Origin of the sequence: Paenarthrobacter sp. NEAU-H11, from assembly GCF_050573415.1 — a bacterium.
Classification (GTDB): domain Bacteria; phylum Actinomycetota; class Actinomycetes; order Actinomycetales; family Micrococcaceae; genus Arthrobacter.
In genome coordinates this window covers 75,174-98,929 of the sequence record NZ_JBNZGA010000006.1, presented here as the reverse complement: position 1 = coordinate 98,929, position 23,756 = coordinate 75,174, and the positions used below count along the sequence as shown (strand labels likewise).

The 23,756-nt window shown below is 66.5% G+C and carries 21 protein-coding genes; 6 read left to right on the top strand and 15 right to left on the bottom strand.

Annotated elements, in window-relative coordinates; genetic code table 11:
* Window positions 1–8 precede the first annotated feature (8 nt).
* The 9 genes from ACQ3DC_RS09670 to ACQ3DC_RS09630 all read right to left on the bottom strand — a co-directional run bounded on the left by ACQ3DC_RS09670 (window position 9) and on the right by ACQ3DC_RS09630 (window position 10,571).
* A complete protein-coding gene (locus tag ACQ3DC_RS09670) occupies window positions 9–242 on the bottom strand; it encodes a hypothetical protein (protein ID WP_430752092.1) in 234 nt (77 codons plus the stop codon).
* Window positions 243–331: 89 nt separating this feature from the next.
* Window positions 332–748: an acyl-CoA thioesterase gene (locus ACQ3DC_RS09665; RefSeq protein ID WP_430752174.1), complete on the bottom strand. Its 417-nt coding sequence runs from the start codon at window positions 746–748 to the stop codon at window positions 332–334.
* Between the two features lie 83 nt (window positions 749–831).
* Window positions 832–2,907 carry an ABC transporter ATP-binding protein gene (locus ACQ3DC_RS09660; RefSeq protein WP_430752091.1) on the bottom strand — a complete coding sequence of 692 codons (2,076 nt, stop codon included), beginning with the start codon at window positions 2,905–2,907 and terminating at the stop codon, window positions 832–834.
* Window positions 2,904–4,637 (bottom strand): ABC transporter ATP-binding protein, encoded by a 1,734-nt coding sequence (locus tag ACQ3DC_RS09655; RefSeq protein ID WP_430752090.1) that lies wholly within the window; start codon window positions 4,635–4,637, stop codon window positions 2,904–2,906. Before ACQ3DC_RS09655 ends, ACQ3DC_RS09660 begins: the two co-directional genes overlap by 4 nt.
* Window positions 4,638–4,800: 163 nt before the next feature.
* Window positions 4,801–6,420, bottom strand: a complete 1,620-nt coding sequence (locus ACQ3DC_RS09650) for an MFS transporter (protein ID WP_430752089.1) — start codon at window positions 6,418–6,420, stop codon at window positions 4,801–4,803.
* 11 nt (window positions 6,421–6,431) lie between these two features.
* The gene (locus ACQ3DC_RS09645; protein ID WP_321215445.1) at window positions 6,432–6,902 is read right to left on the bottom strand and encodes a MarR family winged helix-turn-helix transcriptional regulator; all 471 of its coding nucleotides are present in this window, start codon (window positions 6,900–6,902) and stop codon (window positions 6,432–6,434) included.
* A gap of 151 nt (window positions 6,903–7,053) precedes the next feature.
* Complete coding sequence (locus tag ACQ3DC_RS09640; RefSeq protein WP_321215444.1) at window positions 7,054–8,763, bottom strand: thiamine pyrophosphate-binding protein; 1,710 nt, start codon at window positions 8,761–8,763, stop codon at window positions 7,054–7,056.
* Window positions 8,764–8,768: 5 nt separating this feature from the next.
* Window positions 8,769–9,833 carry an agmatinase gene (gene speB / locus ACQ3DC_RS09635; protein ID WP_321215443.1) on the bottom strand — a complete coding sequence of 355 codons (1,065 nt, stop codon included), beginning with the start codon at window positions 9,831–9,833 and terminating at the stop codon, window positions 8,769–8,771.
* A 162-nt stretch (window positions 9,834–9,995) separates the two neighbouring features.
* Window positions 9,996–10,571: a helix-turn-helix domain-containing protein gene (locus ACQ3DC_RS09630; RefSeq protein WP_323056447.1), complete on the bottom strand. Its 576-nt coding sequence runs from the start codon at window positions 10,569–10,571 to the stop codon at window positions 9,996–9,998.
* 261 nt (window positions 10,572–10,832) lie between these two features.
* On the opposite strand from ACQ3DC_RS09630, the gene ACQ3DC_RS09625 reads away from it, so the two are divergent.
* Entirely contained in the window at window positions 10,833–12,350 is a 1,518-nt protein-coding gene (locus tag ACQ3DC_RS09625; protein WP_430752088.1) for a sodium:solute symporter, read from the top strand.
* A gap of 109 nt (window positions 12,351–12,459) precedes the next feature.
* Here ACQ3DC_RS09625 and ACQ3DC_RS09620 read toward each other — a convergent pair whose 3' ends face one another.
* Window positions 12,460–12,687, bottom strand: a complete 228-nt coding sequence (locus ACQ3DC_RS09620) for a hypothetical protein (protein ID WP_421092186.1) — start codon at window positions 12,685–12,687, stop codon at window positions 12,460–12,462.
* A 256-nt stretch (window positions 12,688–12,943) separates the two neighbouring features.
* Between ACQ3DC_RS09620 and ACQ3DC_RS09615 the strand changes: the two genes are divergently transcribed.
* Together ACQ3DC_RS09615 and ACQ3DC_RS09610 are read left to right on the top strand one after the other, a co-directional pair.
* A complete protein-coding gene (locus tag ACQ3DC_RS09615) occupies window positions 12,944–14,116 on the top strand; it encodes a VIT1/CCC1 transporter family protein (RefSeq protein ID WP_430752087.1) in 1,173 nt (390 codons plus the stop codon).
* Between the two features lie 27 nt (window positions 14,117–14,143).
* Complete coding sequence (locus tag ACQ3DC_RS09610; RefSeq protein ID WP_430752086.1) at window positions 14,144–15,088, top strand: matrixin family metalloprotease; 945 nt, start codon at window positions 14,144–14,146, stop codon at window positions 15,086–15,088.
* Window positions 15,089–15,116: 28 nt separating this feature from the next.
* Here ACQ3DC_RS09610 and ACQ3DC_RS09605 read toward each other — a convergent pair whose 3' ends face one another.
* Both ACQ3DC_RS09605 and ACQ3DC_RS09600 read right to left on the bottom strand, forming a co-directional pair.
* On the bottom strand, window positions 15,117–16,274 hold the full coding sequence (locus ACQ3DC_RS09605) for an LOG family protein (protein ID WP_430752085.1): 1,158 nt from the start codon (window positions 16,272–16,274) through the stop codon (window positions 15,117–15,119).
* 87 nt (window positions 16,275–16,361) lie between these two features.
* Entirely contained in the window at window positions 16,362–17,777 is a 1,416-nt protein-coding gene (locus ACQ3DC_RS09600) for a sugar porter family MFS transporter (protein ID WP_430752084.1), read from the bottom strand.
* 295 nt (window positions 17,778–18,072) lie between these two features.
* On the opposite strand from ACQ3DC_RS09600, the gene ACQ3DC_RS09595 reads away from it, so the two are divergent.
* From ACQ3DC_RS09595 to ACQ3DC_RS09585, 3 genes are read left to right on the top strand one after another with little or no spacing between them, the layout of a single operon-like run.
* A complete protein-coding gene (locus ACQ3DC_RS09595; protein WP_321215437.1) occupies window positions 18,073–18,813 on the top strand; it encodes a GntR family transcriptional regulator in 741 nt (246 codons plus the stop codon).
* A gap of 17 nt (window positions 18,814–18,830) precedes the next feature.
* Window positions 18,831–19,724: a 5-deoxy-glucuronate isomerase gene (gene iolB / locus ACQ3DC_RS09590; protein ID WP_157238999.1), complete on the top strand. Its 894-nt coding sequence runs from the start codon at window positions 18,831–18,833 to the stop codon at window positions 19,722–19,724.
* A 43-nt stretch (window positions 19,725–19,767) separates the two neighbouring features.
* On the top strand, window positions 19,768–20,787 hold the full coding sequence (locus tag ACQ3DC_RS09585; RefSeq protein WP_430752083.1) for a LacI family DNA-binding transcriptional regulator: 1,020 nt from the start codon (window positions 19,768–19,770) through the stop codon (window positions 20,785–20,787).
* 31 nt (window positions 20,788–20,818) lie between these two features.
* Here ACQ3DC_RS09585 and ACQ3DC_RS09580 read toward each other — a convergent pair whose 3' ends face one another.
* Genes ACQ3DC_RS09580 through ACQ3DC_RS09570 form a run of 3 tightly spaced genes read right to left on the bottom strand, consistent with a single transcriptional unit; the run spans window position 20,819 to window position 23,732 of the window.
* Window positions 20,819–21,859: a Gfo/Idh/MocA family oxidoreductase gene (locus tag ACQ3DC_RS09580; RefSeq protein WP_430752082.1), complete on the bottom strand. Its 1,041-nt coding sequence runs from the start codon at window positions 21,857–21,859 to the stop codon at window positions 20,819–20,821.
* A complete protein-coding gene (locus tag ACQ3DC_RS09575) occupies window positions 21,856–22,641 on the bottom strand; it encodes a TIM barrel protein (protein ID WP_321215434.1) in 786 nt (261 codons plus the stop codon). Before ACQ3DC_RS09575 ends, ACQ3DC_RS09580 begins: the two co-directional genes overlap by 4 nt.
* Complete coding sequence (locus tag ACQ3DC_RS09570; RefSeq protein ID WP_430752081.1) at window positions 22,641–23,732, bottom strand: Gfo/Idh/MocA family oxidoreductase; 1,092 nt, start codon at window positions 23,730–23,732, stop codon at window positions 22,641–22,643. The genes ACQ3DC_RS09575 and ACQ3DC_RS09570 overlap by 1 nt, the downstream gene beginning before the upstream one ends.
* Window positions 23,733–23,756 lie beyond the last annotated feature (24 nt).

Here is a 23,756-nt window from a genome sequence, read left to right as displayed (position 1 = left end):
TTGGCTCCCTACATGGCCTTGACGGGCTTCTTCCGGCCGAGAATGAAGTAGCCCATGGGACCGATGAAGTTGATGAAGGACGCCGCCCGCCACGCCGCCTTGGGACCGTTGATCAGCGCAGCAGGGCGCTTGGAGATGTCCCGCTGCGCTGCCACCAGAAGTGACACCTGAGCGATGCCCACCAAAATGGTGCCGGCCTTGGCTGACGGAGGCATTTCCTTCCAGGTCTTTTTCTGTGCCATGTTCTCTGCTCCTTGGTTGGGGTTTCAGTTTCCGGTGCGGGCCACCGCTGCGCAATGGGTGGCGGTACCCTGCGCGCCCGCAGTCCGGCTCAGGCCGTGAACGGAGCCAGCCGTGCCTTCTGTTCCGGGGTGAGCCGCTGGACCCGGCCGGTGGCCTCGTCCACGAACGCCAGGTGGCTGCTCGCCTTCACGCAGTCCTCCCTGGTGACCGGATCCCGGACCAGGTAATGGATATCGAAGCTGGCCCCCTTGACGGCCCCGATCCACACCAGGACCACGGCCGGAACATTGCGGTATTCAAGGGTCCTGACGTACCGGATCTTGTGGTCCACCACCAGGGCCATGGTTCCGTCCGGGACATCGTTGAACAATGAGACGTGGGGTTCGATGCCGGGCAGCCCCGCGCCCCGGGGCGGGCCGAAGGCCGCGATCCGGGCTTCCTCCAGCATCCGGACGATCTGGACGTTGTTGATGTGCCCGTACGCGTCCATGTCACCCCAGCGCATGGGCACCAGCACCTCGATCCGGCGGCCGCCCGCGGATTCTGGCTGCGCCGGGGTGTCCTGCTGCGCGGGCGCCTCCTGCGTGCTCAACTGTGCACCGCCGTCGAATCGTCCACGGGGACTTCCTCCGCGTCCGCTCCGGCGAACTGGGACCTGTACAGGCGGTAGTACGCGCCCTGCGCGGCGAGGAGGGCCTTGTGGTTGCCCTGTTCCACGATCTTGCCGTTTTCCATGACCAGGATGGTATCGGCATCGCGGATCGTGGAGAGCCGGTGCGCAATGACGAAGCTGGTGCGGTCCGTGCGCAGGGCCGCCATCGCCTTTTGCACCAGCAGCTCGGTGCGGGTGTCAACGGAGCTCGTGGCTTCGTCGAGGATCAGCAGTGAGGGGTTCGCGACGAAGGCGCGGGCAATGGTGATCAGCTGCTTCTCGCCGGCGCTGACATTGTTGCCTTCCTCGTCGATCACGGTGTTGTAGCCCTCGGGCAGGGCCCGCACGAAGCGGTCCACGAAGGTTGCCTTGGCGGCCGCCATCACCTGCTCCTCGGTGGCCTCAAGGTTTCCGTAGCGGATGTTGTCGTAGATGGAGCCGCCGAACAGCCAGGCATCCTGCAGCACCATGCCCACCTTGGACCGGAGCTCGGAGCGGCTGAGGTGGGTGATGTCCACGCCGTCCAGCATGATGGACCCGGCATTGAGCTCGTAGAACCGCATCACCAGGTTCACCAGGGTTGTTTTGCCCGCCCCGGTGGGCCCCACGATGGCCACGGTGTTCCCCGGTTCGGCGGTGAAGGACAGGTTCTCGATGAGCGCCTTGTCCTCCGTGTAGCTGAAGGTGACATTCTTGAAGTCCACGTGGCCGTCGGTCCTGGCGGGCAGGTGCTCGGTGGCGGTTTCCGTGTCCTGCTCGTCGGCATCCAGGAACTCGAAGGCCCGCTCAGCGGACGCCACCCCGGACTGCAGCATGTTGGCCATCCCGGCCATCTGGCCCAGCGGCTGCGTGAACTCCCGCGAGTACTGGATGAACGCGGTGGCATCGCCCAGGGACATGGACCCCGAAGCAACCCGGAGGCCGCCCACGACGGCGATGCCCACATAACTGAGGTAGGAAACGAACTGCATCACGGGGAAGATGATGCCGGACACGAACTGCGCCCCGAAGCTGGCCTTGTACAGGGCCTCGTTGCGTTCCTCGAACCGTTCCAGCATGTCCGCGTCCCGGCCGAAGACCCGCACCAGGTCGTGGCCGGAGAATGATTCCTCGATCTGCCCGTTGAGGGCTCCTGTGTTCTTCCACTGGGCTGCGAAGAGCTTCTGGCTGCGCACCCCGATCATCCCTGCCGCGACGCCGGAAAGCGGCAGCGCAACCAGGGCGATCACGGCCAACTGCCAGGACACGATGAACATCATGATCACGATGCCCGCCACCGTCAGCAGCGAGTTGACCAGCTGGGCGAAGGCCTGCTGGAGCGCCTGCTGGATGTTGTCGACGTCGTTCGTCACCCGGGAGAGCACGTCGCCGCGCTGGCGGGTATCGAAGTAGTTCAGCGGCAGCCGGTTCAGCTTCTTCTCCGTATCATCGCGGAGCCGCCGGATTACCTTCATCACGATGCGGTTGAGCACATAGCCCTGCAGCCAAAGGAAGATGTTGGCCACGAAGTACATCAGCAGGACCACCGCGATGAGCAGGGTGAGCTTGTCGAAGTCGATGCCGGCGCCGGGCACCAGTTCCATCCGGGACACCATGTCCGCGAAGTTGTCCTGGCCCTGCCGGCGCAGCCCGTCCACAAACTGTTCCTTGCTGACGCCAGGCGGAAGCTGCTTGCCTACCACGCCGGCGAAGATCACGTCCATGGCCTGGCCCAGGATCTTGGGGGCGATGACGTTGAGGACCACGGCGATTACCACCATGCCCACCACCACGTAGATCCCCAGGGCTTCCGGCCTCAGCAGCCCCATCAACCGCTTGGCGGACGGCCAGAAGTGCTCGGCCTTCTTGGCGGGGATCCCGCCGAACATGTCCCCGTCCGATTCGGAAGGAGTGTACTCCTCCTCAACGAAGTCGTCGTCCTCGACGGGCGCGGCCGCCTGCCCGGCGTCGAGCTCGTCCTGGGCTGGCGCTGTTCCCCGGCTGTCCGTGGAGTCCTTCTTGGGGGCGCTCATGCCATTTCCTCCACGCTCAGCTGGGATTCAACGATTTCCTGGTAGGTGGGCGAGGTTTCCAGGAGTTCCTCATGTGTTCCACGGTCAACGATCCGCCCGTTGTCCAGCACCAGGATCTGGTCGGCCTCGGTAATGGTGGAAATCCGCTGGGCCACGATGATCACCGTGGCATCCGAGGTGGTGCGTTTGAGGGCGGCACGGAGCCGGGCGTCCGTGGCAACATCCAGGGCGGAAAAGGAATCGTCGAAGAGGTACACCCTGGGTTTGGTGACGAGTGCCCTGGCGATGCACAGGCGCTGGCGCTGGCCGCCGGAGACGTTGGTGCCGCCCTGGGCGATGCGCGAGCCGAGCCCGTTCTTCTTGGCGCGGACAAACTCATCGCCCTGCGCCACGCCCAGGGCCTCCCACAGTTCCTGGTCCGTGGCGTCGGTCTTTCCGAACCGCAGGTTGTGCCCGATGGTGCCGGAGAAGAGGTAGGGCCGCTGGGGCACCAGGGCAACGCGCTTGGTGATCTCCGCCCGGTCCATTCTGTCCACGGGAACACCGTCCAGCAGCACCTCCCCTTCCACAGGGTCGTAGAGCCGCGGCAGGAGGGACAGGAGCGAGGTTTTGCCGGCCCCGGTGGAACCGATAATGGCGAGGGTCTGCCCGGGACGCGCCGTGAAGCTGATGTTGCTCAGCACGGGCGATTCAGCGCCCGGGTAGGCGAAGGTGACGTTCCGGTACTCGACGACGCCGCTCAGCATGGCGGGCGCCTCCGGACGTTCCGGATCGTGGATGGAGGGTTCGACGTCGAGCACTTCACCGATGCGGTCCGCGCATACGGAGGCGCGCGGAATCATCATCGCCATGAAGGTGCCCATCATGACGGCCATCAGGATCTGGAGCAGGTACTGCAGGAAGGCGGTGAGGGCGCCCACCTGCATCTCGCCGGAGTCCACCCGCTGCCCGCCGAACCACAGCACGGCGGCGGTGGACAGGTGCAGGATCATGCTGATGGCGGGGAACATCAGGACAAACAGGGAACCGATCTTCAGCGAGACGTCCGTCAGTTCCTTATTGGCCTCGCCGAAGCGCCCGGTTTCATAGGGTTCGCGCACAAAGGCCCGGACAACCCGGATGCCAATGATCTGTTCCCGCAGCACGGCGTTGATGCGGTCGATTTTCTTCTGCATGGACCGGAACAGCGGAATGAGCCGGACCACCAGGTAGCCCACCACCACGGTCAGGAGGGGCACCGAAACCCACACGAGCCAGGACAGGTTGAGGTCCTCGCGCAGCGCCATGATGATGCCGCCCACGCACATGATGGGGGTGGCCACCATGAAGTTCAGTCCCATCAGGACGAGCATCTGGACCTGCTGGACATCGTTGGTCCCGCGGGTGATGAGCGTGGGGGCACCAAAGGCGTTGACGTCCCTGGCCGAGAAACTGGTGACCTTGCGGAACACGCCGCGCCGGAGGTCGCGGCCCATGGCCATGGCGATTTTGGACCCGAAGTAGACACCGGCGATGGCGGTGCCCACCTGGACGAAGGCAACCAGCAGCATCACGGCGCCGGTGCGCCAGATGAAGTCCGTGTCCCCGCGGGAAACCCCTTCGTCAATGATCTGGGCGTTCAGGCTGGGCAGGTACAGCGCCGCCATGGTGGACGCCAGCTGAAACACAATGACGGCCACAATGTACGGCATGTACGGCCTGGAAAACCGTCGTATCAGGGTCAGGAGCATGCCCACGGGTCCTTAGAATGGGTTCGAAGAATGGGTTCGGAAAAGCACGAGGCTTAAGTAGTAGCAGCCGGGGCTGACATCCTTGGCTTTCCCACTCTACGAAACTCCTCCCCGCGGTGAAACAGGCCCCGCAAAAGATCATCCGTGGGGAGTACTGCCTGCATTACCTGCCCGCCGGGGCGGGCTCCGCCGTCGTGCTTTCCTGCTCCCGCGCCGGCTCCGGCGCCGGCTGGATGTCCACGGTCCGCCGCAGCGGCTTTTCCTTGATGAACAGCACGGACACCAGGGCGACGACGGCCACGGCGGCTGAAATCAGGAACACTTCCGCAATGGCGTCACCGTAGGCGGCCCGCATGATGTCACGGACGGGTTCCGGCATGTGCGCCAGGTCCATGCTGGAGCCCGCTGCGCCGCCCTGGACGGGGATGCCGGCCGCCGCCAGTCCCCGGGTGGCCAGTTCGCTGACCCTGTTGGCCAGGATGGCGCCCAGGACGGAGACGCCAATGGCACCGCCCACGGACCGGAAGAACGCCACGGAGGCGCTGGCCGTTCCAATGTCCGCAGCGCGGACCGTGTTCTGCACTGCCAGCACGAGGTTTTGCATCAGCATGCCCAGGCCAAGGCCCAGCACCGCGGTGAAGATTCCGGCGTGCCAGAGCTCCGTGGTGTGGTCCATGGTGCCTGCCAGTCCCAGCCCGCCGATCAGGAAGACGGATCCCGCGATCAGGTAGCCCTTCCACTTTCCGGTGCGGCTGATCAGGAGTCCGGAAGCCACTGAACCCGCCAGGTTGCCCGCGATCATGGGCAAGGTAAGGAGTCCGGCCTCCGTGGGGGTGGCGCCGCGGGCCACTTGGAAGTACTGCCCCAGGAAGGTTGAGGAGCCGAACATCGCGATACCCACGGCTACGGAGGCGAGGATGGCAAGGGCCGTGGTGCGTTCGGAGATGATCTTGAGCGGGATGATCGGCTGCTCCACCTTGGATTCCACCAGGACCAGCAGCGCCAGCAGGATGATTCCGCCGCCGACCATGAGGGCGGACTCCCAGGAGATCCAGTCGTAGTACGCGGGGTTGCCGGCGAAGGAGACCCAGATCAGCAGCAGGCTTACCCCGGAGGTGAGCAGGACGGAACCGAGCCAGTCGATCTTGGCGGGCCGGCGGACATGGCTGATCTTGAGGGTGACCTGCAGGAGGATCAGGGCGACGACGGCGAGCGGCACGCACACGAAGAAGGTCCAGCGCCAGCCCAGCGGGCTGTCCACGATGAAACCGCCCAGCAACGGTCCCCCGGCGGTGCCCACTGCCATGACCGCGCCCATGTAACCGGAGTATTTCCCGCGGTTCCGCGGCGGGATCATGGTGCCGATGATGGCCTGGGCCAATGCCGTCAGGCCGCCCATGGCTACGCCCTGGATGACCCGCGCACCCAGCAGCAGCGGGATGGTTTCGGAGAGGCCTGCCATGACGGAACCTGCAACGAAGATGATGATGCTGAGCTGGACCAGGAGCTTCTTGTTGAAGAGGTCAGCCAGCTTGCCCCAGATGGGCGTGGTGGCGGCGTTGGCCAGCAGCGCTGCGGTGATCACCCAGGCGAAGTCGGTCTGGGTTCCGTGCAGGTCGGACATGATGGTCGGCAGGGCGTTGGCCACGATCGTGCTGCTGAGAATCGCCGTGAAGAAGGCGGCCAGGAGGCCGGTGAGCGCTTCCATGATCTGGCGGTGGGACATTTCGGGCGGTGCGGCGGGTGCACTCAACATGGTGACCCGGGCGGCTGTGGTTGCCATAGGTTTTGCTCCTAGGGGGTGGTGATGGTGCCGGCCGCCGTTGCCCGGGCTGATTTCTTGAGTGATTCGGTGAGTTTGTGCAGGGTTTTCGCCGTGTTGCCGGCGTCCTCCTCGCTCCAGTCCCGCAGGTAGTCCTGCAGGGCTGCCGTCCGCTGCTCCTCGATGCTCCGGAGCCTGTCCGCTCCCAGGGGCGTGAGGGCAACCAACTGTGCCCGTCCGTCGTCGGGGTCCTGCCTGCGGACCACCAGGCCGTGCTCCTCCAGGTCCGCGATGTGGCGGCTGAGGACCGGCGCGCTGACTCCCAGCCGCTCGGCCAGGCTCGTGGCGCGCGACTCCCCCTCCCCCACGAACCGGAGGACGCCCTGGAGTGCGACTCCGGTCTCCTGCCCGCGGACTGCGGCAGTGGCGATGCAACGCACCGCGCGCTGGAGATCGAAGATCTGGTAGACGAGATCGGCCGCCGTATCCGGTGCAACTGCCATTGCTACAGACACTCCTTACTTGTTTGCCTGAAGCAACTATATACCCATTTGGTTGCTTCAGGAAACTAAAGGGCGGATAGTGGGAAAACGAAGGGCCCCGGCTCCTTGCGGAGGCCGGGACCCTTTTCCTGCGTATTCGGTTGAGTGGGCCCTATGCGGGGAGATGGGTTGGGGCGAACATCTTCAGGAGCGTTTCCACCACGACGACGTTGGGCCCGTCACCGGCGAAGCCCGCCTTGAGCGCCTCCCCCACGTCCTCCGGCGCCACTTTTGTGGCCGGCACGCCGAAGGCTTCGGCGAGTTTGACGAAGTCCGGGCGGGCCAGCTCGGTGGCGGTTGCCTTGCCGAAGGCGCCCACCATGTATTCGCGCAGGATGCCGTAGCCGCCGTCGTCCACGATCAGCCAGGTGACCGGCACGTTGTGCTGCTTCGCCGTGGCCAGTTCCGCGATGGAGTACATGGACGAGCCGTCGCCGGAGACGGCGAGCACCCGGCCCGGCTTGCCGACTGTTTCCAGCCCCACGGCGGCGCCGATCGCCGCCGGGAAGCCGTAGCCCAGGCCGCCGGCGCCTTGGGCGGAGTGGAACTGGCCCTCCCGGGCGTCCCAGCAGCTCCAGCCCCAGTAGGCGGCGATGGTCATGTCCCAGAAGGTCTGCATGTCCGCCGGGACCGCTTCCCGGATGTCGGCCATGAACTTCAGCTCCTTGGCAAGGTCCTGGGATTCCAGGCGCGCCCGGACTTTCGCCAGGGATTCCTTGACCAGGTCCTCCGGAGAGGTGCCGTGCCAGTTGGGCCTGGAATGCGCAGGCTCCACCTCCAGCGCCTCGTCCAGGGCAGCCAGTGCCTGCCCCGCGTCCGCGCGGATGCCCAGCCCGGGCCGGTTGGACTCCAGGACCCGGGGTTCGGCGTCGATCTGGATGATCCTGCCGCGCGGCTCGAAAGTGAAGTAGTTGGACGTGACCTCGCCCAGCGAGGAGCCGATCACCACCAGCACGTCGGCGTCCTCGAGCAGATCGGTCATGTAGCGGTCCTCGATCCAGGACTGCAGCGAGAGCTCGTGGTTCCAGGGGAATGCGCCGTTGCCGCCCGGGGTGCAGATCACGGGGGCACGCAGTTTCTCCGCAATGGAGAGCAGCGACTTCTCAGCCCGGCCCCGGCGGGTACCGCCGCCGGCAATGATGGCCGGGCGCTCGGCGGCCTGCAGCCATTTCACCGCTTCGCGGACCAGCTCCACCCGCGGCGGATTGTCCGCCGCTTCGGCGAGCGCGTCCTCCACCGGCGGCACCATGATCGGATCGAGCAGGACGTTCTGCGGAATCTCGAGCCACACCGGCCCCTGGGGCGAGGAAATTGCCTCGGTCCAGGCGTCCTGGATGGCCGACGGGATGCCGGACGCGTGCTGGATCAGCCGCTGGCTCTTCGTCACGTTCGCGGCCGACGCCTTCTGGTCATCGAGCTGGTGCAGCATGCCCTTGCGCCGGGCGCCCAGGCCTTCCAGCGGAATCTGGCTCGCCACCACCACCATCGGCACCCCTGTGGCATAGGCCTCCTGCAGCCCGGCCAGCGACGTCAGCGCGCCCGGGCCGGTGGAGAGGAACAGGACGCCCACTTCACCGGTGGCCCGCGAGTACCCGTCCGCAGCGAAGGCGCTGTTGTTCTCCACCCGAGAGGAAACGAACTGCAGGTTGCCCCGGCCCATCGCATCAAACAGTCCCAGCGCATGCTGCCCGGGGATGCCAAACACCGTTTTCGCGCCCAGGGCTTCCAGTGTCTCGACGACGAGGTCCCCGCCGTTGCGGGCACCCGTAACCGGACCCTTCGCTGCCGGCACCGCCGCCTTGCCCGGATCGTGCTCGACCATCCCCGCTACTCCTTGCCCGCCGGTGCGAAGCCTGCCGGCCGGCGGACCTCCTGGCCGAGCGCCTGGGCGGCGTAGCCCGTCGCTGAGCCGAAACGGTCGCCTTCCACGGCGTTGTCTGCCATCAGCGTGACAAGCTCGTAGGCAACGTGGCTGGCGGCGACGCCGGTGATCTCGGCGTGGTCGTAGGCCGGGGCCACCTCCACGACGTCGGCGCCCACCAGGTTCATTCCGCGGAAGCCGCGGATGATTTCCAGCAGCTCCCTGCTGGTGATGCCGCCGGCTTCGGGCGTGCCGGTGCCGGGAGCATGGGCCGGGTCCAGGACGTCGATGTCCACCGAGATGTACAACGGGCGGTTGCCGATCCGGTCCCGGACCTTGGCCACGGTTTCCAGGACGCCCTGGTAGTAGACGTCGGCGGAGGTGACGATGCCGAACCCGAACCGGTGGTCGTCGTCGAGATCCTTCTTGCCGTACAGCGGGCCGCGGGTGCCGATGTGGCTGATGGCTTCCGTGTCCAGGATGCCCTCCTCGACGGCCCGGCGGAACGGTGTGCCGTGGGTGTATTCGGCGCCGAAGTAGGTGTCCCAGGTGTCCAGGTGCGCGTCGAAGTGCAGCATCGCCACCGGTCCCCCGGCCCGCTCAGCCGCCGCGCGGAGGAGCGGCAGGGCAATCGTATGGTCACCGCCGAGGGTCACCAGCCTGCTGCCTCCGGCCGTAAGGTCCAAAGCGTTCTGCTGGATGGTCTCGATGGCTTCGTTGATGTTGAACGGGTTGACCGCCATGTCCCCGGCGTCGGCAACCTGGATGTTCTCGAAGGGGCTCACGTCCCACGCCGGGTTGTACGGGCGGAGCAGGCGGCTGGCTTCCCGGACGTGATTGGCGCCGAAGCGGGCTCCCGGACGGTAGGACACGCCCGAATCGAACGGCACGCCCACCACGGTGACGTCGGCCTTGGCCACCTGGTCCAGCCGCGGCAGCCGGGCATAGGTGGCAGCACCCGCGTAGCGAGGGATGCGGGATGAATCAATGGGGCCTAGGTTGCCGTTGGCTTCGATGCGCAGCTCTTCCACTGGAGGCCTCTCCTTCGAGGAGTTGAGGGACTGTTGTGACTGCCATCATACACCCGGGTTTTCCTATGTGCACCGCATGTTTACAGAGCCTCACCCGTCTGAGTAGCGCTAAGTGTCGTTTTGAACGCTCAAAACGACACTTAGCGCTACCTAGTTGTGGGGTTAACGGCTGGCGGCGGGAACCAGGACCCAGAGCACCTCAACCTGCTTGTCCGTGGGGTTGATCCAGGTGTGCGGCTCACGGCCCGGGAAGGTGACCGTGTCTCCGGGGCCGAGGTCGTATTCCTCGTTGGTGAGGATCAGGCGGATCCTCCCCTTGATCACATGGAGAACGTCAACGTCGCAGTCCACGGCATAGAGCTCGGACTCACCGCGCCCGTGCGGTTCAATGCAGGCCTGGATGATCTGGATGCGCCGCTCCGAGCGGGCGGTGAGGAGCCGCTCCACGATGCCTTCGCCGCCGAGGGAAATCCTTGGCCCTTCGTTGCGTTTGGTCAGGTGTGTTTCCGGGGCCGCGAACAGGTCGCCGATCGAAATCGACAGCACCTGGCAAAGTGTCACGAGCGAGGCGACGGACGGCGACGTCAGGTCCCGCTCAACCCGGCTGAGGAATCCCTTGGTCAGGCCCGTAGCGTCGGCCACCTGCTCTATGGTGAGCCGCTGGGACTGCCGGGCCGCACGGATCCTGGAACCGATGGCTACCGGAACGTTGCTCGGCTCAACTGGCAGTGCCTTCATCTACGAACCTTTCATGGCCGGCCGTCCGGCTCCGCTCTGGAGCAATCCTAATGGCCAGCCCTGCCTGTGACGCGCCCCTTGCGTGCGCGCCGCGGCGACGCCAAACCTCCCTTGACTGTTACCACCATCACAGCCTAACTTGAGACAACCATTGTTGCCTATAGGGCAATAGCCCGGAACCTCCCCCATCTCCGCAGCAGCTGCCCGGCTCCCCGGTGCCCGGACTGCAGCCCCGCTGCCAACACGCTCCAAGGAGCCAACATGGACCTAAGTGTCATCAACATCGCCATCGTGGTGGTGTACCTGCTCGCGATGCTGGCCTTCGGCTGGTGGGGCAAGTCCCGCACCAGGAACAACAGCGACTTCCTGGTTGCCGGCCGCCGCCTCGGCCCCTTCCTCTATACAGGCACCATGGCCGCCGTCGTCCTGGGCGGGGCCTCAACGGTGGGCGGTGTAGGCCTCGGCTACAAGTTCGGCATCTCCGGCATGTGGCTGGTAGTGGCTATCGGCGCCGGCGTCCTGCTGCTGAGCCTGCTCTTCGCCGGGACCATCCAGAAGCTGAAGATCTACACGGTCTCCCAGATGCTCACCCTGCGCTACGGCAGCAGAGCCACCGAAGCCTCGGGCATCGTGATGCTCGCTTACACGCTGATGCTGTGCGCCACATCCACCGGCGCCTATGCCACCATTTTCGTGGTGCTCTTCGACTGGGACCGGGCTATGGCCATCGCCGTCGGCGGCGCCATCGTGCTGGTCTATTCCACAATCGGCGGCATGTGGTCCATCACGCTGGCGGACCAGGTGCAGTTCATCATCAAGACCGTAGGCATCTTCTTCCTGATGTTGCCGTTCACCCTGAATGCTGCGGGCGGCTTTGAAGGCATCCGCAGCCGCGTGGATGAAAGCTTCTTCCAGATTGACGGCATCGGCGTCCAGACCATCATCACTTACTTCGTCGTCTACACTTTGGGCCTGCTGATCGGCCAGGACATCTGGCAGCGGGTCTTCACGGCGAAGACCCCCACGGTGGCCCGGTGGGGCGGCGCCACAGCAGGCATCTACTGCATCCTTTATGGTGTTGCCGGCGCGTTGATCGGCATGGCCGCAAGCGTGGCACTCTCCGACATTGAGATCGCCGCGAAGGACGATGTCTATGCCGAGGTGGCACAGACCCTGCTGCCGGTAGGCATCGGCGGACTTGTCCTGGCGGCAGCCGTGGCCGCAATGATGTCAACGGCTTCCGGCGCCCTCATTGCCGCTGCAACCGTGGCCCGCGCAGATGTCCTGCCTTTCGTCGCCAGCTGGTTCGGCAAGACCATCAACACCGAAGACACGGACAACCCGGAGCACGACGTCAAAGCGAACCGCACGTGGGTCCTCGCCCTTGGCATCGTGGCCATCGTCATCGCCATCATCACCAAGGACGTGGTGGCAGCCCTGACCATCGCCTACGACATCCTGGTGGGCGGCCTCCTCGTGGCAATCCTGGGCGGCCTGGTCTGGAAGCGCGGCACTGGCCTGGCCGCCGCGGCCTCCATGGCAGTAGGGTCCGTGGTGACCCTGGGCACCATGATCATCCTTGAAGTCAACGCCAAGGCGCCGCTTGACGGCATCTACGCCAACGAGCCCATCTACTACGGCCTCCTGGCCTCAGCGGTGGTCTACATTGCGGTGTCCCTGCTGACCAGGCCCACCGACCCCCAGGTCATGCGCAACTGGCAGCGCCGGGTGGCCGGGCAGGACAGCGAAGAGGCGCAAGTTCCCACCGCCGTCCGCTAGGTCCGGCGGGCCGGCGGCCAGGCCCGCTCCGGGGCGCCGGCACCAGGCAAACGACGACGGCGGCACCTCCTGTCGCGTTCCAGCGAAGGAGGTGCCGCCGTCGTCAGTCCTACTCGGCTTCGCGGACCTCGTCGGGGTCCTCCAGGGGGACCACCCGGTCCTCTGCGTCGATCACGACAGGAGGCACCTGGACCACAGGTTCCTCCTCGTCCAGGAGATCGTCCTCGGTGTCCCAGCCGTCCTCATCTACCGGTGCATCCTCGGCGTAGTCGTAGGCGGGATCCGCCTCCACGGCATCAAGGTGCGGCATGTCCGGGTGCTGTCCGGTGGTGCCCATGATTGAACCTCCGTTTGTTCGCCTGACGTGCTCTTTCAGTGAGGGCGCGGGCCGCGCCACACTTTCATCACAGCACCGCCCGGCATACGGGTCAATAGCGCATGAAACCGGCTGGCGGGACCCGCGGAAGCGGCGCCGAATTTAAGGCGGACCGAAATGTCCGAGGGAGGATTACCTGCCAAAAATCCGCGGATTTTCGCAGTAAGCTGGCACTGCAATGGGGCCGAACCATGCCCCATCCAGCCCAGGAGTGTCCGTGTCTCCGCACGCCCAGAACAACCGAAACGCCGCGCCCCGGCCGTCGTCCCTCCCGGCCGCACCGGAAGGATCCGGGCCGAACCGGCAGTCCCGGCCGTCGCCGTCGGACATTAAACGATGGCGGCAATACCTCGCGGACGAGCGCGCCGAGGCCGCTGTTTACCGGGACCTGGCGCAGAGCCGCCAGGGTGAGGAACGTGAAATCCTCCTGGCCCTGGCCGAGGCCGAAGGCCGCCATGAAGCACACTGGCTGGGCCTGCTCGGGGACCGCGCGGGCAAGCCCCGGCGTGCATCCCTCCGCAGCCGGCTGCTGGGTTTCCTGGCCCGGCACTTCGGCTCTGTGTTCGTGCTGGCGCTGGCCCAGCGGGCCGAAGGCCGCTCCCCGTACGCCAAGGACCCCAACGCCACGGATGCCATGGCGGCCGATGAGCAGATCCACGAGGAAGTGGTCCGCGGACTGGCCACACGGGGGCGCAACCGCCTGGCCGGAACCTTCCGGGCAGCGGTGTTCGGCGCCAATGACGGCCTGGTCAGCAACCTGTCCCTGGTGATGGGCATGGCCGCTTCCGGCGTGGCCAGCAGCGTGGTGCTGCTGAGCGGCATTGCCGGCCTCCTGGCCGGCGCCATGTCCATGGGCGCCGGTGAGTTCATTTCCGTCCGTTCCCAGCGTGAACTGCTGGCGGCAACCCGGCCCACGCAGGTCACGCTGGTAGCCGCTCCCAAACTGGACCTTGAGCACAACGAACTGCTCCTGGTGTACCTGGCCAGGGGCATGACCCAGGAAGCCGCGGAACACCGGGTGGCCGAGCGCACCGGCCTGCTGCCCTGTGACTGCGATCCCAGCTTGTCGCTGCAGCCGGAACTGCCCGACGTCGATGACCAGCATGAGGCGGTGGGCACCGCGTGGGGCGCGGCCCTGTCCAGCTTCTGCTTCTTCGCGTCCGGCGCCATCGTACCCATCCTGCCGTTTGTGGTCGGCCTGACAGGTGTGCCGGCGCTGGTGGTTGCGGGCGCCCTGGTGGGCCTGGCCCTGCTGGTCACCGGCGCCACCGTTGGGCTGCTGTCCGGCACGTCACCCCTGACGCGCGGGCTGCGCCAGCTTGCCATTGGGCTGGGCGCCGCGGCAGTCACCTACCTGTTGGGGCTGGTCTTCGGCACCGTGGTGGGTTAGCGATGGCATGCTAATGGGCGCAGCCTAGTGGAGGACCGCCGCGAGGGGTCCCGCCATGCGCGGGCCAGGGTCCGCCGAGGCGCACGCGGGATAGCCAGGCTCCTGGTCATCGCCGCACTGTCCGCAGTGGCAGTTTTTGGTGCGGCCCTGGCAGTCAGCGATCCGCGCTTCAAGGAACTGCTGGATGTCCGCATCGGCCCGGGAACCGGCCAACCAGGCGGACAGTCCGGGGAGTCCAGCGGCCAGCAGGACACCCACCCCACGGGACATGCCGGCCAGGCACCCCCGGCTGAGGGCCGGACGAAGACGCCGCCTCCGGGATTCGAGGAGTCGGACGCCCCGCTGGCCGCCGCCAGCCCGCCACCGCCGGGCAGCGATTCCTACCGCTTCCTCGCAGTCAACGGGGACGGCAGCCCCGTGGGGTATTCCCCCTGCAGGCCGCTGCACTATGTGGTCAATGACGAGCTGGCACCGGCCGGCGCCCAGCAGCTCATCATGGAGGCCATCACCACCATCTCGGCCGCCACCGGCATCCAGTTCATCTATGACGGAACCACCCGGGAACAGCCATCCCCGCAACGGCCGCCCTACCAGCCGGAGGCCTACGGCGAGCGCTGGGCACCGCTGCTCATCGCCTGGACAACCCCGGACGCGGCCCCGCAGCTGAAGGGCAAGGTGATCGGCACCGGAGGCAGCACCCACTTCAGTTACGACGACGGCCCCAAGGCCTTTGTGACCGGCGGCCTGGACCTGGACTCACCGCAGATCGCCAATGAGCTCCTTAACCCGGACGGCCACCTCTATGCCAGGGCCGTGATCCTCCACGAGCTCAGCCATGTCATGGGACTTGACCATGTGGAGGACCCCACGCAACTGATGTACCCGGAAATCGGCACACCCGAGGGGTTGTCCGCCGGAGACCTCAACGGGCTCTTTGAGCTGGGCAAGGCCCAGTGCCGCAAGGACCTCTGACCAGCCGGACCCGCATGCCGGCCGGGCCTCAGGCGGCCTGCCCGGGCCCCAGCTGGCTTCGCAGCACCTCCACCGCATCCTGCACCGAGTCCACCAGGAAGATGTGGTCTTCCATCACCCGGCCGGCAGCCAGGCTGCGGAGCATGGGCCATGCGGGGTACTGGTGCTCCCAGTGGTGCCTGCCCACCAGCACCATGGGCGTGACCTTTTCCCGCGCGCCGTAGTAGTTCTCGCAGGCGTCCTGGAAGATTTCCTGCACCGTGCCCGCGGCCCCGGGAAGGAAGACGATGCCTCCCTTGCACAGCTCCAGCAGGATGGCTTCCCTGATGGCGTTGGCAAAGTATTTGGCGATGTGCGTGGCGAAGTAGTTGGGCGGTTCGTGCCCGTAGAACCACGTGGGGATGCCGAGCGACGGCGTCCCGCCGGGAAAGCGTTCGACGACGGCGGCGGCGGCACGAGCCCACGCGGACACCGAGGGACGGAACCCGGGGACGGAGGCGAGCGTGTCCAGCGCCGCCTGCACCTCGGCGTCGGACGCCTCGCTGAGGTACGCTCCCATGTTCGCCGCCTCCATGGCCCCCGGCCCTCCGCCCGTGGCAACGACGCGACCGTCCTGTGCCAGCAGCCGGCCCAGCAGGGCGGCCTGGGCAAAACCGGTGCTGCCACGCTGCGCGGCGTGTCCGCCCATCACGCCAACCATGGCGCGGTCCTGCCAGGGCCCCGTCCTGGCCAGCTCGTCCAGGGCGTCGCCGATGGCATGGTCATGAAGCGCCGAAGCAAGGGTGGCGTCCAGCCGGTGCCGGTGGCCATCATGGATGCTCCATTGATAGATCCGGGCATCCGGCAGCTGCTCATACGGGGAGTGCGGCAGCCCGGAGTAAAGCTCCTGGGGCGTATAGAGGGTGGCCCGGTAGGGGTTGAACGGTACCGCCTCAAGCCGTGGAAAGATCAGCGCACCCCGTTGCCGGAGAAGGTCCTCCGTGCCGTCATCGAACGTGCAGCCGAGGAAGATGGCACCCTCCACGTGCATGCCTTCCAGCGCTGCGGTCCTCCCCCGAAGGTCCAGGGACTGTGCATGCCAGCCGTGCATGTCCAGGGCCCCTGCGCTGACCAGCCGGTCGAAGCTTTCCAGGTCCTGGACTTCGAGGTTGTGCGGGTGGGGGCCCAGGTTTCCGGAGAGGTTCACGGTCTAAACCTAAAGCAAAGCGGGGCCGGAAACCGCCCGTCCAGGAGTTCCGGACGGGCGGTATCCGGCCCCGCGTTAGTGAAGGTGCTAGGCGGGAACCCGGACGGGTTCGCCGTGGCGGAAGTGCGCTTCGAGATCCTCGAGCGAATGGCCCTTTGTCTCCGGGACGAACTTGCTGACGAACATCAGGGATGCGAGGTTCACCAGGACGAACAGGCCGAAGGTTCCGGTGGAACCAAGCGCCTCGACCACGATCGGGAACAGGAAGGAGATGGCGGCGTTGACCGTCCACAGCGCGAACACCGCGATTCCCATGGCGAAGCCGCGGATGGCCAGCGGGAACATCTCCGAGAGGAGAAGCCACACGCAGGTGCCGATGAAGCACTGCACGAACGCTACGAACAGCATCATGGCGGCGAGGATGGTGTAGCTGGCGAGGTCCGAGTGGGGCAGGAGGAAAACCACAGCGAGCAGGGCCTGGGAGCCCACCACCCCGGAGAAGCCGATGATCAGCATTCTCCGCCGGCCAATAAAACCGAGCAGCCAGATTCCAAGGATGGTCATCAGCACCGAGGTTACGCCGACGCCGATGGTGGCCACCAGGGATGCGCTGACGCCGAGCCCGCTCTTTTCGAGGATGGTGGGGGCGTAGTAGTTCACGGTGTTGATGCCCGTGGCCTGCTGCACCACGGCGAGGCCAATGCCGATCCAGAGAAGGCGGCGCATCCAGGGGTTGTCCCGCAGGTCCCGCCAGGCGTGGCCGCGTTCGTCCTTGGCCGTCTTTGCAGCCTCGGCAATTTCCTGGAACTCGCTGGCGGCTTCTTCAGGGCTTCGGCTGAGGTTGAGGACGCGGCGGCTGTCCTCGAGGCGGCCGCGGATGGCGTACCAGCGGGGCGACTCGGGCAGCATCAGCATTCCCGCGAGCAGCGCTAGGGCGGGAAGGGACGCGATGCCCAGCATGGTGCGCCAGACTTCGGTGTCGTGGATCAGGGCATCGAGCAGGGCGTTGATGGCGAACGCCAGCATCTGTCCGGTGACGATCATGAGTTCGTTGATGGTGACCATGCGGCCGCGCAGGTGGGCCGGTGCCATTTCGGCCAGGTACAGCGGGCAGGTGACGGCCGCCGCGCCGACCCCCAGGCCCAGCAGGATGCGCGCCGCAATCATGAACGGCACGTTGGGGGCGATGGCACAGCCAATGGCGCCGAACAGGAACAGCAGGGCGCAGACCAGCAGGGAACCCCTGCGGCCAAGCTTGTCCGCCATGCGGCCGCCGGTGAGCGCACCCACCGCGGCGCCGGGGAACAGCAGGGCGCTGACCACCGTGGCTTCCTCGACGGCGGTCATGTTCAGGGAGTCGTTCATGTACAGCAGGGCGCCGGAGATGACGCCGGTGTCGTAGCCGAAGAGCAGGCCGCCCAGGGTGGAGATGACAGTGAGCCGGGCGAGATAGCCGCGGCGCCGGTCGCCGGGGGCGGTCAGCGATTGTTTCTGCAACAGCATTGTTGCCTCTCAGATTCTCTCGGGGAACTGCGGTAGCGGTCAGGAATGTGATGCGTCCCACCTACGTTAGAGCGCTCTAACGATTCATGTCAACACAAAGTCCTAATGTCAGTACATGATTCGTTTCTGGCGCGCTCCCGCTACTGCATGGCCAATCCCTTGACCCTCGGACAGCGCCTGCTAGGATCGGAGGAGGAAAAAGTATGTCCTATCAAGCGAACATATAGTGGCAAAGCGGCCGTCCATGCCCCGCCCGGGCGAAGGCGCCCCGCAACAGGAACGTAAGGGAAGTACCGTGGCGAACAACCTGGGTCTCAGCATCGACCGCTCCTCCCCCGTCCCGCTCTACCACCAGGTGGTGCAGGGCATAGAAGCGGCCATCTTCAGCGGGGTCCTGGAACCCGGCAGCCGGCTCGACAACGAGATCGACCTGGCGGCACAGCTGAACCTTTCCCGTCCCACGATGCGCAAGGCCATGGACGAACTTGTCCGGTCCGGCCTGCTGGTGCGCAAACGCGGCGTGGGAACCCAGGTGGTTTCCAGCCAGGTGCGCCGTCCGCTCGAGCTCTCCAGCCTCTACGACGACCTCACCAATAACGGCAAGAAGCCGACCACGGACGTCCTGAGCTTCTCCCATGTGGAGGCGGACGACGCCACCTTGGCCACGCTGCAGCTCCCTGCCGGTTCGAAGGTCTACCACTTCACCAGGCTGCGCAAGGTGGGGGGCAAACCGCTGGCGCTCATGGAGAACTGGGTCCGTGATGACATCACCGACATGGATGAAGCGATGCTGGCCGGGGAAGGCCTGTACGCCATCCTGCGCCGCGGCGGCGTGAACTTCCGCCTCGCCAACCAGCGCATCGGCGCCGTGGTGGCCAATGACTACCAGGCCTCCCTCCTGGACACTGCGCCCGGATCCGCGCTGGTCACCATGGAGCGTACTGCCACGGATGACACCGGCCGGCGCGTGGAAACCGGCCACCACGTGTACCGGGGTGATTCCTACAGCTTTGAAATGACACTCGTACAGCGCTAACGCAAGGAGCCAACTCCATGACCAACTGGGTCTACCCCCTGGGCACCGCCGCCGACGGCAAATGGGACGTCTCGATCGGGACCTCCGATTCCTCCCTTGCCGTGGACGGCTGGGCACACACCGGACTGAAGGTGGGCACCCTCGCCGCCGGGGCCGACGTCGTCCTTCCCGCCGCCGCTGAGGAGCGCATTGTGGTGCCCCTTAATGGATCCTTTACCGTCACGGTGGACGGCATCGAGTACCAGCTGGAAGGCCGTGCCTCGGTGTTCCACGGCCCCAGCGACGTTCTCTACTCCGGCACGGGGCGGGGGGTCACCATCAGCTCGGCCGACGGCGGCCGGGTGGCAGTTGCCACCGCACCCGCCAAGGACTCGTACCCCACCCGCCTGGTGACTGCCGCCGAGACGCCGGTGGAACTGCGCGGGGCGGGCAACTGCTCCCGCCAGGTCCACAACTTCGGCACGCCCGCCGCGCTGGAAGCTGACCGGTTTATCGTCTGCGAGGTCCTTACTCCCGCCGGAAACTGGTCCTCGTACCCGCCTCACAAGCATGACGAGGAAAAGGACGGCGAGACGCACCTGGAGGAGATCTACTACTTCGAGACGCGGGTGGCCGCCGGCTCGGCTGCCCCGGCCGACGCCGATGCCATCGGCTACCAGCGCGTCTACGCCTCCGATGAGCGCCCCATCGACGTGTCCGCCGAGGTCCGCACCGGCGACGTTGTCCTGGTTCCTTACGGCTGGCACGGTCCGGCGATGGCTGCACCCGGCTACGACCTGTACTACCTGAACGTGATGGCCGGACCGGGACCGGTGCGGGAATGGCTTATCAGCGACGATCCCCACCACGGCTGGGTGCGCCAGACGTGGGACGGGCAGGACATCGACCCCCGGCTGCCGTTCGGAACGTAGTGTGCGCAGGGGCGCAGGACTGCCAATGGCATAGTGGAGACTTGTGAAGCAGACTTCCCCCGCCCGCTCCGTGACCATGGAGGACGTGGCACGTGAGGCAGGGGTGAGCCGCGCCCTCGTCTCCCTGGTGATGCGCGATTCCCCCAAAGTCTCGGCCGCCAAACGGACGGCGGTGCTGGAAAGCGCCGCCGCCCTGGGCTACTCCCCCAACCGGCTTGCCAGCCGTCTCGCGAGCCACCGCACCAACACCCTGGGCGTCCTCTTCCTTGACCTGCACAACTCGGTCTTCGCAGACATTTACGACGGCATTGCCGAGGGCCTCGCCGGCAGCGGCAACCAGGTGATGGTCGCCGTCGGCTCCGCTGATCCCGGCACCGAACTGGAAGCCGTGAGGAACTTCGTGGACCTCCGCGTGGACGGGGTCATCCTGGCCGGCTACACCGGCTCGGCCGGTGAACTGGAGGCCGCCCTGCGCGGGACGGCCGCCGTCGTCATCACCAGGGAATTAAAGGTCGACGGCGTCGATTCAGTCCTGACGGATGACTTCCGCTCCGGAGCGCTCGCCGTGGAGCATCTGCACGGGCTGGGGCACCGGCGGATCGCCCACGTGGATATCTCCGACTCGCTGCCGTACACCGACCGCCGCAAAGGCTACCTGCACGCGATGAAGCAGTTCGGCCTTGAGCCGATGCTGGTGCACAGCGACATGACCGAGCGCGGCGGGCGCAACGTCATGGAACGCTTCCTGGCTTCCGGCGCCGTGCTGCCCACCGCGATCTTTGCCCACAACGACCTCACGGCCATCGGCATCATGGAGGCCCTGGCTACGCACGGGCTGAGGGTCCCGGACGATGTGGCGATCGTGGGCTGCGACAACATCGAGCTGGCCGCCTCGCCCCTCATTGGACTGACGTCCGTCGACCAGCACGCCGGGGAACTCGGCCGGGTGGCGGCGCAGGTCATGCTGGACCGGCTTGCTGGTTCCGCCGGCCCTGCCGTCACGCGCAAGCTCGAACCGGCCCTGGTGGTCCGGAGCTCCTCAGATCCCGGTGCGGGACCCTAGCCACCCACGGCAAGGTCCCGCACCCGGAGTTTCAGCGCACGCCCGCCGTGGCTTGTTCCACCCTCACCGGGACACCGCTGGCCAGCGATTCCTGGGCGGCGTCCGCCACCCGGGAGGCGGCCACGGCGTCCTCCGGTGTGCAGGGGCTGTCACGCTGGCCAAGGACAAGCTCAACGAACGCGGCCATTTCGGACCGGTAGGCCTGGTCAAAGCGCTCGGCGAAGGTCCTGTGCGGCTCACCGGACGGGAACCCCACGCCGGGCTCGGCCGACGCCATGGCGGTTTTTTCATCCAGGCCCACCGTCAGCGATCCCTTGGAACCCTGGATTTCCAGGCGGACGTCGTGGCCGGCCCCGTTGTAACGCGTCGCTGAGACAGTGCCCACGGTGCCGTCGTCGAACGTCACGAGCGCGAGCGCTGTGTCCACGTCCCCCACAGCGCCGATGGCCGGGTCCCCGTTGTTGGAGCCCTTCGCGTACACCTCAACGATCTCCCGGCCCGTCAGCCAGCGGAGGATGTCAAAATCGTGGACGGAGCAGTCGCGGAACAGGCCGCCTGAGGTGGCCAGGAACTCCACAGGAGGCGGTGCCATGTCACAGGTGACGGCCCGCAGCGAGTGGATCCAGCCCAGTTCGCCGGCCTGGTATGCCCGCCTGGCTTCCAGGTAGCCGGCATCAAGGCGGCGCTGGTGGCCGATCTGGACCACACCGTGCTTGCTGCGGATGTAATCCAGCACGGGCAGGGCATCCGCCACATTCATTGCCACCGGTTTCTCGCAAAATACCGGGATGCCCGCGTCCACGCCCGCCTTGATCAGCCCGGGATGGGTGGCGGTGCCTGTGGCCACCACCAGGCCATCGATGCCGGAGGCAAGGAGGGCTTCGACGGACGGAAGAAACTCGGCGCCCAGGCCGGCTGCCACCGTCCGCGCGTGCTCTTCGGCCACGTCCGTTAGCCGGAGCCTGACGTTGATGCCCTTGGGGTTCAGCACCCCGTTGAGGCCCGCGATGTTGCCGGCGTGCATCACGCCGATCCGGCCCACGCCTACCAGGCCAAGGGTTACATCCTTCATTGTTTTTCCTCTGCATAGACGGTAAAGGCGGTCCGGAAGGCGTCGAGGGCTGCGGCACTGCCGTCCCTGGCCCACGCCTCCATGCCCACTGTGCCGTGGTAGCCGGCATCGGCGAGGGCCCGGGCAACGGCTGCGTAGTTGATTTCTCCGGTTCCGGGCTCGCAGCGGCCGGGCACATCCGCAACCTGGACTTCACCGATGTGCGGCAGGGCCGATCTCACGAGTTCGATGAGGTTCCCCTCCCCCAGCTGCGCGTGGTACAGGTCCAGCATCAGTTTGGCGTTGGGGTGCCCGGCCGCCTCCACCAGTGCCAGGGTGTCCTTGGCCCGCGCCAGCGGGATGCCGGGGTGGTCAAGGATGGTATTCAGGTTCTCCAGGCAGAACGTCACACCGTGTTTTTCGCCCAGGGCGCCAAGCCGCTGCAGGGTTCTGGCGCCCGTGGCCCACATGCGGCCGGTGGAGCGGTATACCGGGCGGGCGGCGCGGCCTTCCACCAGTTCAGCCGGGTGCACCACCATGCGGCTGACGCCCAGTTCGAGGGCGGTGGGGATCAGCGATTCAGCCGTCCGCACCACCTCATCGGCCGTGTCCGGGTCCACCAGGCTGCCCGATACGTAGCCCGTCATGGAGGAGAAGACCGCCCCGGTGGCCTTCAGCGCCTGGATGTCCTTTCCGCGCGAGTCCCAGAGTTCGACGTCGAATCCCGCCTCGTGGATCCTGCGCACCCGTTCCACAAACGGCAGGTCCAGGAAGACCATCTCGGCGCATACTGCCAGGCGCATCAGACGGCTGCCTTCCCGGCGACGGCAACAGGGGCGCCGCTTTTGACGGACTCGATGCAGGCCAGCGCCATTGCCAGGGCGCGGCGGGCGTCGGCAGCGCCCGGCGTCAGGGTGAAACCGGACGACGGCGATGGCACGCCGCCGCCGCGCCGGGCACGGACCGCCCCGGCGAAGTCCGCCAGTTCGTCCGTGTAGGCCTGGCGGAAGAGTTCGACGTTGAGCCGCGGGGTGTCCGCGGACAGCCCCTCTGCGGTGTAGCGGCGGGCGGCCGTCTCCGTGGCCCGGCCGGCCTGGACCATGCCCTTGGAGCCGAAGACTTCGCCGCGGATGTCGTACCCGTACAGCGCACTGAAGTTCGCCTCGGCCACCGCCAACGCACCGTTGCTGTACCTGATCGTCACCACCGCTGTATCCAGGAACCCCTGGTCACGGAGCGAGGGCTCCACGAGCGCATCGGCCACCGCGTAAACCTCCACGGGTTCGGCCCCTTCGTTGAACCAGTTGAGGGTGTCGAAGTCGTGGATGAGGGTTTCGAGGAAGATGGTCCAGGCCGGGACCCTGGCGGCATGGGGGATGCTTCCGTTCCCCGGATCACGGGTCAGCGAGCGCAGGAGTTGCGGGGTCCCGGCGATGCCCGCGGCGAGGTCCTTCTTTGCTGCCTGGAAATCTTCGGCGTAACGGCGGTTGAATCCGATCTGGAAGTGCACGCCGGCAGCGTCCACGGCTGTCAAGGCGGCGTCGAGTTCCGCCAGCCCCTGGCCGCCCGGCTTCTCGCAGAAAACGTGCTTCCCGGCGGCGGCCGCCTGGGTGATAAGTGCCGAGTGGAACCGTGCCGGGCTGGCGATGATTACGGCGTCAACCTCCGGATCCGCGAAGATGTCGTCGGCGCTGGCCGTGACCTTGGTGGTGCCCAGTTCCAGGGCAAGGCTCCGGGCGGACTCGATGTTGGGGTCGGCAATGGCCGCCAGGACCGCGCCGGGGACGCGGCGGGCAACGCTGTCGGCATGGAATGCGCCCATCCAGCCGGAGCCGATGAGCCCTATCCGTACCGGTACCGGGACTGCCGTGGGGTTCTGGGTGATGTAAGCCAAGGGCTCATCCTTTCGGGTGTGTGA

Coding starts and splice junctions, on each gene's coding strand:
- ACQ3DC_RS09670 (WP_430752092.1), bottom strand. CDS start 242: ATGGCACAGAAAAAGACCTGGAAGGAAATGCCTCCGTCAGCCAAGGCC.
- ACQ3DC_RS09665 (WP_430752174.1), bottom strand. CDS start 748: ATGCGCTGGGGTGACATGGACGCGTACGGGCACATCAACAACGTCCAG.
- ACQ3DC_RS09660 (WP_430752091.1), bottom strand. CDS start 2,907: ATGAGCGCCCCCAAGAAGGACTCCACGGACAGCCGGGGAACAGCGCCA.
- ACQ3DC_RS09655 (WP_430752090.1), bottom strand. CDS start 4,637: ATGCTCCTGACCCTGATACGACGGTTTTCCAGGCCGTACATGCCGTAC.
- ACQ3DC_RS09650 (WP_430752089.1), bottom strand. CDS start 6,420: ATGGCAACCACAGCCGCCCGGGTCACCATGTTGAGTGCACCCGCCGCA.
- ACQ3DC_RS09645 (WP_321215445.1), bottom strand. CDS start 6,902: ATGGCAGTTGCACCGGATACGGCGGCCGATCTCGTCTACCAGATCTTC.
- ACQ3DC_RS09640 (WP_321215444.1), bottom strand. CDS start 8,763: ATGGTCGAGCACGATCCGGGCAAGGCGGCGGTGCCGGCAGCGAAGGGT.
- ACQ3DC_RS09630 (WP_323056447.1), bottom strand. CDS start 10,571: ATGAAGGCACTGCCAGTTGAGCCGAGCAACGTTCCGGTAGCCATCGGT.
- ACQ3DC_RS09625 (WP_430752088.1), top strand. CDS start 10,833: ATGGACCTAAGTGTCATCAACATCGCCATCGTGGTGGTGTACCTGCTC.
- ACQ3DC_RS09620 (WP_421092186.1), bottom strand. CDS start 12,687: ATGGGCACCACCGGACAGCACCCGGACATGCCGCACCTTGATGCCGTG.
- ACQ3DC_RS09600 (WP_430752084.1), bottom strand. CDS start 17,777: ATGCTGTTGCAGAAACAATCGCTGACCGCCCCCGGCGACCGGCGCCGC.
- iolB (WP_157238999.1), top strand. CDS start 18,831: ATGACCAACTGGGTCTACCCCCTGGGCACCGCCGCCGACGGCAAATGG.
- ACQ3DC_RS09580 (WP_430752082.1), bottom strand. CDS start 21,859: ATGAAGGATGTAACCCTTGGCCTGGTAGGCGTGGGCCGGATCGGCGTG.
- ACQ3DC_RS09575 (WP_321215434.1), bottom strand. CDS start 22,641: ATGCGCCTGGCAGTATGCGCCGAGATGGTCTTCCTGGACCTGCCGTTT.